Origin of the sequence: Roseovarius roseus, assembly GCF_043355935.2 — a bacterium.
Lineage (GTDB): Bacteria > Pseudomonadota > Alphaproteobacteria > Rhodobacterales > Rhodobacteraceae > Roseovarius > Roseovarius roseus.
Window position 1 is genome coordinate 1 of sequence record NZ_JBHFPE020000040.1, and the last position, 5,873, is coordinate 5,873.

Sequence of the window (5,873 nt, forward strand, 5' to 3'; positions counted from 1 at the left end):
ACGCAAAAAGCCTAATGAGAAAGGCGCTCGCGCTCCATTCAAGCCGCCACTTTCTGCGCCAGAAACACGCTGTTTTTCCACAGAATCGGCCCAGATCGGCCATTCACAGGTCGTGCCGACGCCGCAACGCAGCTTCACAAGAGCGGCCATTCGTACACCTTGCAGCATCCGAGCAGGGGCGAAGGTAAGGAAGGCGGAGAAAGCTAGCCTTCGCTGCGCCCCAAACGAATGAGCGGGTTGGGATCACTCTAGAACTTCATAGCAGGGCAGGATCTACAAAAAACTCGAACGTTTGTGACTCTGCCAGATAGGGCCGTCATATCACGGTTCCTTTGCGACGAGCTCAACGGAGTTGCCGTCGGGATCGAAGGTGAAGACCCCGCGCCAGCCGACCCAGTCGAAGGTCTCGACATGGTATTGCAGCCCAAGCCTGTCGTACCACGCGATGACGGCTTCCTGTTCGTTCCAGGGCAGGCTCAGCGCGAAGTGGTGCAGCGACGACCCCGGCCCCGTCGCCGGTGACCGCTCGCCAGCTCGTGTCTGGCCCGCACCCTCGATGTCGTGGCGAAACAGGGCCAGCACCGCAGTATGGCCTTCGTAACCGTCTGCGATCCGGAAGAACACGATAGGCGCGTCTTGCGGATCGCGCATCGGCTCCAGCCCGATCACGTCGCGATAGAACGCGACCATGGCGCCGTGATCGACGCATCGGATGGCGATTTCGCCAAGGGCGCGGACAGTGAAACCTCTTTTGGCCATGGGACATCTCCAAGTTGCTGCGGATGGGATGGAATCGGAAAGCGCTTCATGTCAGCTCTGGCTCCGTTGCAGGAGCAGGCGCAGGCAGAACGCCGTTTCGGCGAAGATTGTCAGCCCATAAGCCGGCATGAAGACCGATGAGATCTCTGGCGCGAAGAAACGCAGACCGCTGCCGATCAGATAGACTAGGCCGGCGAGTGCGAGCCCGACACCGAACGCCTTCGCGAATAGGCCCGAGTGCCAGACGAGCACGCCCATGATCAGGCTGTTGACGCCAAAGAATACGAGCGCGAGGTCGTAGCCATGTGCGTGCAGGTCCAGGAACACGAGCGCGAGTGTCGGTGCGTCGGTCAGCCCCTCCGCGCGGGACAGCACCAGCCAGGCGGTAAGCAGCGCCATGAGGCTGGCCGCGATCAGTACGGTCTGTATCAGGCGGAACACCGTCGCCGACAAAGCGAGGCCCGGTGCCATGGCGCGGAAGATGAGGTAGAGCAGGATGGCGACCCCCGCATCGCTGAGCGCCATCACCAGGTCGGCGGCGATGGCGAAGCGGAACTGACCGGGTGCCACGAGGATCGCGGCGGCCGTGGCGTCGCCATCGCCGAGGTCGATCAATGGTGCCCTAAGGCCAATCTCGGCCCCCAGCCCGGTCACGATGATGACGAGGTAAAGCAACCCGGCGAATCGCGCCTTGCGCCCGAAGTCTTGGGTGAGTGTCATGGCAGTCATTCGAAAAATCCTTTCTTGAACGGCTTTCAGGCGGCCTCCGCCCGGGCCTTGACCGGGCGCAGCTTAACGACGCCGAGTGCTGGGCGGTTGGCCCTTTGTCCTGCCCAGACGGAGCCAATGATGATGACAGCGCCGATCCCCTGCAAAGGCGACAGGGATTGACCGAGGACGACCCATCCGAGCAGCACGGCGGTGAGCGGGCTCATCATGCCGAGCAGCGAAACCGCGCCGGGCTCGATCCGGGCGACGCCCCGGAACCACAGCGCATAGGTTGCCGCCGCTCCGATGAGGCCGAGCCAGACCAGCCCGGCCAGGTTCGTCGTCGTGAGCGGCGGAAGCGCGGGTTCAATGATCAGCGCCAGCGGTAACAGGATCAAACCCCCGGCAGTCAGCTGCCACGCAGTGAAGCTGAGGGCGGATACCGGCGGCTGCCATTTGCGGCTGAGGACGGTTCCGGCGGCCATGGACGCGGCGCCACCGAGGCCCGCGGCGACACCAATCGGGTCCAGCGCGGCGTCGAGACCGATCAGCAGCAGCGCCACGCCAAGAACGCCGGTTGCGGCTGCAGCGACCGCACCCGCCCGGATTGGCGTACCAAGCCACCCGCGCGCCATCAGGATCACAATCATGGCCTGCAAAGCGCCGAGCGTCGCGGCGACCCCGCCGGGAAGCCTGTAGGCGGCCACGAACAGCAGCGCCCAGAACAGCGCGAAGTTGAAGCTGCCAAGCAGGAAAACGCGCCCGAGCCAGGCACGGGATGGCAGGCAACGCGTGACAGCAAGCAGCAGCAGTCCGGCTGGCAAGGCCCTAAGCGCTGCAAGGGTCACGGGATATCCCGCAGGCAGCGCTTCGGTCGTGACGAGATAAGTGCTGCCCCAGATCGCCGGGGCGAGCGCGGTGAGAAGGATATCGGTGGTGCGGGACATGGGTGTGTCTCCGTTTCAGGGGGCTGGATAAAGAGAAAAAGCGAGCGCGCATTGCGGGCCGGCATCGGCTGGGTCAGGCGGCGTTAGCCGCCGTCTTCATGCCTGACGACGTTGAAGCCTTCGTCCGGCGTTGGCGCGGCGAAGTGATTGTTAAACTGGTGAAACTGGGCGTCGGTCACCGCGAACGGGTGGTCACCTCGGCTGTTGCGCTCGCGTAGCCTTGCGAGGCAGACCTTGTCGGACACATCCAGTAGGTGAAGCTGGTGCGCGGCAGTCGTTTGCTCGAGGATGCGACGCATCCACCGGCGCTGCTCGAAGGTATTTGCAGGAAAATCGAGAACGACCGAAACCCCGGCGTTCAGCAATGCGGCGACATGGGGCGCCATAATCCGCCGCAGCTTCGAGGAACATCGGACATAGTCAGGCAATGAAACCAGCTCGTCGGCGAAGAGCGCGTTAAGCCAGTCATCCTCGGCGATCAGGACGGTTTCGGGCGAGCCAGCAAGATCGGCTGCCAAGGTGGATTTCCCGGCGGCGATCTTTCCGCACAGCATATGAAGGTTAGGTGACTTATCGGGCATGATGCACCTCGGATGCTTTGGCTCACCAGAGCGGGTGGATAGACAAGCGCGGGTGGTCCGGCCAGGGATCGAGGCCGATGTCGCGCATCAGGTGGGGCGGCAGATCGCGCGGCACGCCCCGCAGGATGCGGTGGCGGTGCCGGACTGCAGTGCGGATGAACGAGAGGGTCATGGCATTTCCTTTCAGGCGACAAGGCGGAGGGCGGCGCGCAGTTGTGCGGCCAGATCCTCGCGCGGTCCGTTGACGAGGCGGGCGCCGGTCTCGCGGACGATGAGGGTTGGAATGGACCGGACTTGGAGGGCGCGGGCGTGTTGCCGGTCGGTCTCGACGGCACGAAGGGTTTCCGGGTCTTCGAAAACATCGGCGAAGGCAGCACTCTCAAAACCTAGGTCCCGGGCGGCGTGTAGCACCGTTGCCGGGTCGGCCACGTTCCGCGCCTCGGTCAGATGCGCGCGCTGCAGGCGGTCGAACATGTCCCAATGGCCGGCCTGTCCGCCGAGCCGCTCCGCCGCCTTGCACCCCAGCGCAGCGGTCATGCCGTGGGGATAGTCGAAGGGCGCGGCTCGCATGGCGTCGATATCGACGAGCTCCTGCCGGTCGCTGACTTGGCGGCAGACCGCCCAGTGCCCGAGGATGATCTCGCGGGCGTCCTCGGGCGTGCCCCAGCGAGCTGCCATCTCGGCGCGGCTCGCCTGCAGAACGAAGGTGCGGTGCTGGATGTCGAGGTCGAACTCGGCGGCAAGCGCCCGCATCCGCGACGAGATGTTGAAGCACCAGCAGCAGACCACGTCATGGTAGAAGTCGATGGTGAGTGAGGACATCACGCGGCCTCCTCGACGGAGGCGGCCCCGGCCAGCCGCGAGGCGATCCGCGCGACATGGGCGCCTTGGAAGCGCGCTCCGGCGAGGTCGGTCTCGGTGGGTGCCCGCGATCCGTCGGCCCCCGCGATCGTGCCCGCGCCATAGGGCGCACCGCCGACGATGCCCTCGGCCGTGGTCTGGCCTGCGAAGGTGTAGGGCATGCCGACGATCAGCATGCCGAAATGCTGGAGCGGGATCTGGGTGGAGAGCAGCGTCGCCTCGTGCCCGCCGTGCTGCGAGCCGGTGGAGGCGAAGACGGCGGCGACCTTGCCGACCAGCGCGTTGCGCGCCCAGAGCCCGCCCGCCTGGTCGAGGAAGGATTTCATCTGCCCGGCCATCATGCCGAACAGCGTCGGCGTGCCGAAGATGATGGCGTCGTAGGCTTCGAGATCGTCAGCTGCCGCCACGGGCATGTCATCGGCGGCGAAGCCAGCCTTCTGCCGGACCGCCTCGGGGACAGTCTCGGGCACGCGCCGCAGATCGACATGGGTGCCGGGGACGCTGCACGCGCCTTCGGCCTCGGCCTCGGCGAGTGCGCGGACATGGCCATAGCTGGAATAGTAGAGAACAAGAATGCGGGTCATGGGATCCTCTCAGGGGCTTGGTTTCGTTGCCTGAGAGGATGGGGGATGCGGCGCAGTGGAATAACCAGCCCGCTGTCATTTCATTCTTTACGCCGGTTGAAGAATGTCAGGGCTGGAGCGCAGCACGCAGGTGGTCAAGGAAGGCCGTGACCTTCGCGTCCATGCCCAGCCTCGAGGCCGTCACGGCGAAGATCTCGGGCGCCGGAAGCTCCCAGTCGGGCAGGACTCGGACCAATAGGCCCCGCGCCTCGGCCTCGTTCGAGACGAAATCGGGCAAGGTGCCGATACCCTGACCCGCGATCAGGAGGTCGCGCAGGACGAGGCTGTTGCCGACACGGATGGGTGGATCAAGATCCACGGTCACTGTTTCTGACGGACCATGAAGAGTCCAGGCTGTGAGATGATCGGCAAGCAAAAACCCGACGACACGGTGATTGGCAATGTCCTGCGGCGTCTGCGGCGCACCGACGCTGTCCAGGTAGGACGGCGCGGCAAAGACCTGTTGCCGCGCCGTGCCCAGCTTGCGCGCCACGAGCGCGGAGTCAGGCATCGCCGCCCGGATCCGGATCGAAACATCGAAGCCACCCTCCACCATGTCGATCACCCGGTCATCCATCGACAGCGTCAGGCGCAGGTCAGGATAGGCGTCGAAAAACCCTGCCAGGATCGGCGCAATAACGGTCTGACCGAAGGAACTGGAGGCGTTCACCTTGAGATGGCCGCGTATCGCCCCGGCGCCGTCACGAATGCGGGTCTCGACCTGAGACACGGCTTCAAGAATACCTGACGCTTCGTCATAGAAGAGCTGGCCCGCATCAGTGAGGGACATCGAACGTGTCGTGCGGGTCAGCAATACCGTGCCTAGGCTCTCCTCCAAAAGCTTGATCTCGCGGCTGAGCAGTGCGGGCGAGACCCCAAGATCCTCCGCCGCTCGCGCGAAGCTGCCACGCTCGACAATGCGGCGGAAGGCGTTCATCACAGAGAGCTTGTCCATTGTTGCTTTCGATCAGTCCAAGTGAAACGTCGCCTTGTGTTAGCGACCAAATCGAGGACTACCATAATTGTGGATCTCGTGCGAACCGGCCACAAGGTTGCCTAACCGTCAATTCGCCACCCGTTAACCGGGTCCCGAAACTACGAAGTCCAGTGACTCGAAGCAGTGGAAGCGGAATGACTTTCGCCGAACGACTACTCTGAAAAGAAGCCCTGCCATTCATTCAGGCTGCAGCGTTCGTCAAATTGGGCTCGGTGCCGACATCGGAGCAATCGCAGCACCTTGAAATCTGGCCCGTATCTCGGCGACTTAGACGGCCCTGAGCGGACCTTGAAACCTTGCTCGGAGTACGGCACGTTTGAAGGTCGTGTCGCGAAGGTGGTGGAAATTTGAAGGTGGCGTAATCTCCGGGTGAACTTGAACCCACCCAACCGGCGGC

Annotated in this window: 8 protein-coding genes; all 8 read right to left on the bottom strand. The window is 64.0% G+C overall.

The features are described from left to right. Positions 1-321 precede the first annotated feature (321 nt). Positions 322-759 carry a VOC family protein gene (locus tag ACEWPL_RS19190; RefSeq protein ID WP_393930767.1) on the bottom strand — a complete coding sequence of 146 codons (438 nt, stop codon included), beginning with the start codon at positions 757-759 and terminating at the stop codon, positions 322-324. A 51-nt stretch (positions 760-810) separates the two neighbouring features. Continuing rightward, positions 811-1,488: a DUF4386 domain-containing protein gene (locus ACEWPL_RS19195; protein WP_393930765.1), complete on the bottom strand. Its 678-nt coding sequence runs from the start codon at positions 1,486-1,488 to the stop codon at positions 811-813. A gap of 26 nt (positions 1,489-1,514) precedes the next feature. Then, positions 1,515-2,414 carry an EamA family transporter gene (locus ACEWPL_RS19200; protein WP_393930763.1) on the bottom strand — a complete coding sequence of 300 codons (900 nt, stop codon included), beginning with the start codon at positions 2,412-2,414 and terminating at the stop codon, positions 1,515-1,517. 83 nt (positions 2,415-2,497) lie between these two features. After that, complete coding sequence (locus tag ACEWPL_RS19205; protein ID WP_393930761.1) at positions 2,498-2,995, bottom strand: P-loop nucleotide/nucleoside kinase family protein; 498 nt, start codon at positions 2,993-2,995, stop codon at positions 2,498-2,500. Between the two features lie 22 nt (positions 2,996-3,017). Beyond that, entirely contained in the window at positions 3,018-3,167 is a 150-nt protein-coding gene (locus tag ACEWPL_RS19210) for a hypothetical protein (protein ID WP_393930759.1), read from the bottom strand. Positions 3,168-3,178: 11 nt separating this feature from the next. After that, positions 3,179-3,817, bottom strand: coding sequence for a DsbA family oxidoreductase (locus tag ACEWPL_RS19215; protein ID WP_393930757.1), 639 nt, complete (start codon positions 3,815-3,817; stop codon positions 3,179-3,181). Further along, a complete protein-coding gene (wrbA, locus tag ACEWPL_RS19220; RefSeq protein WP_393930755.1) occupies positions 3,817-4,440 on the bottom strand; it encodes an NAD(P)H:quinone oxidoreductase in 624 nt (207 codons plus the stop codon). The genes ACEWPL_RS19215 and wrbA overlap by 1 nt, the downstream gene beginning before the upstream one ends. Positions 4,441-4,546: 106 nt before the next feature. Continuing rightward, positions 4,547-5,434: a LysR family transcriptional regulator gene (locus ACEWPL_RS19225; RefSeq protein WP_393930753.1), complete on the bottom strand. Its 888-nt coding sequence runs from the start codon at positions 5,432-5,434 to the stop codon at positions 4,547-4,549. Positions 5,435-5,873: the final 439 nt, after the last annotated feature.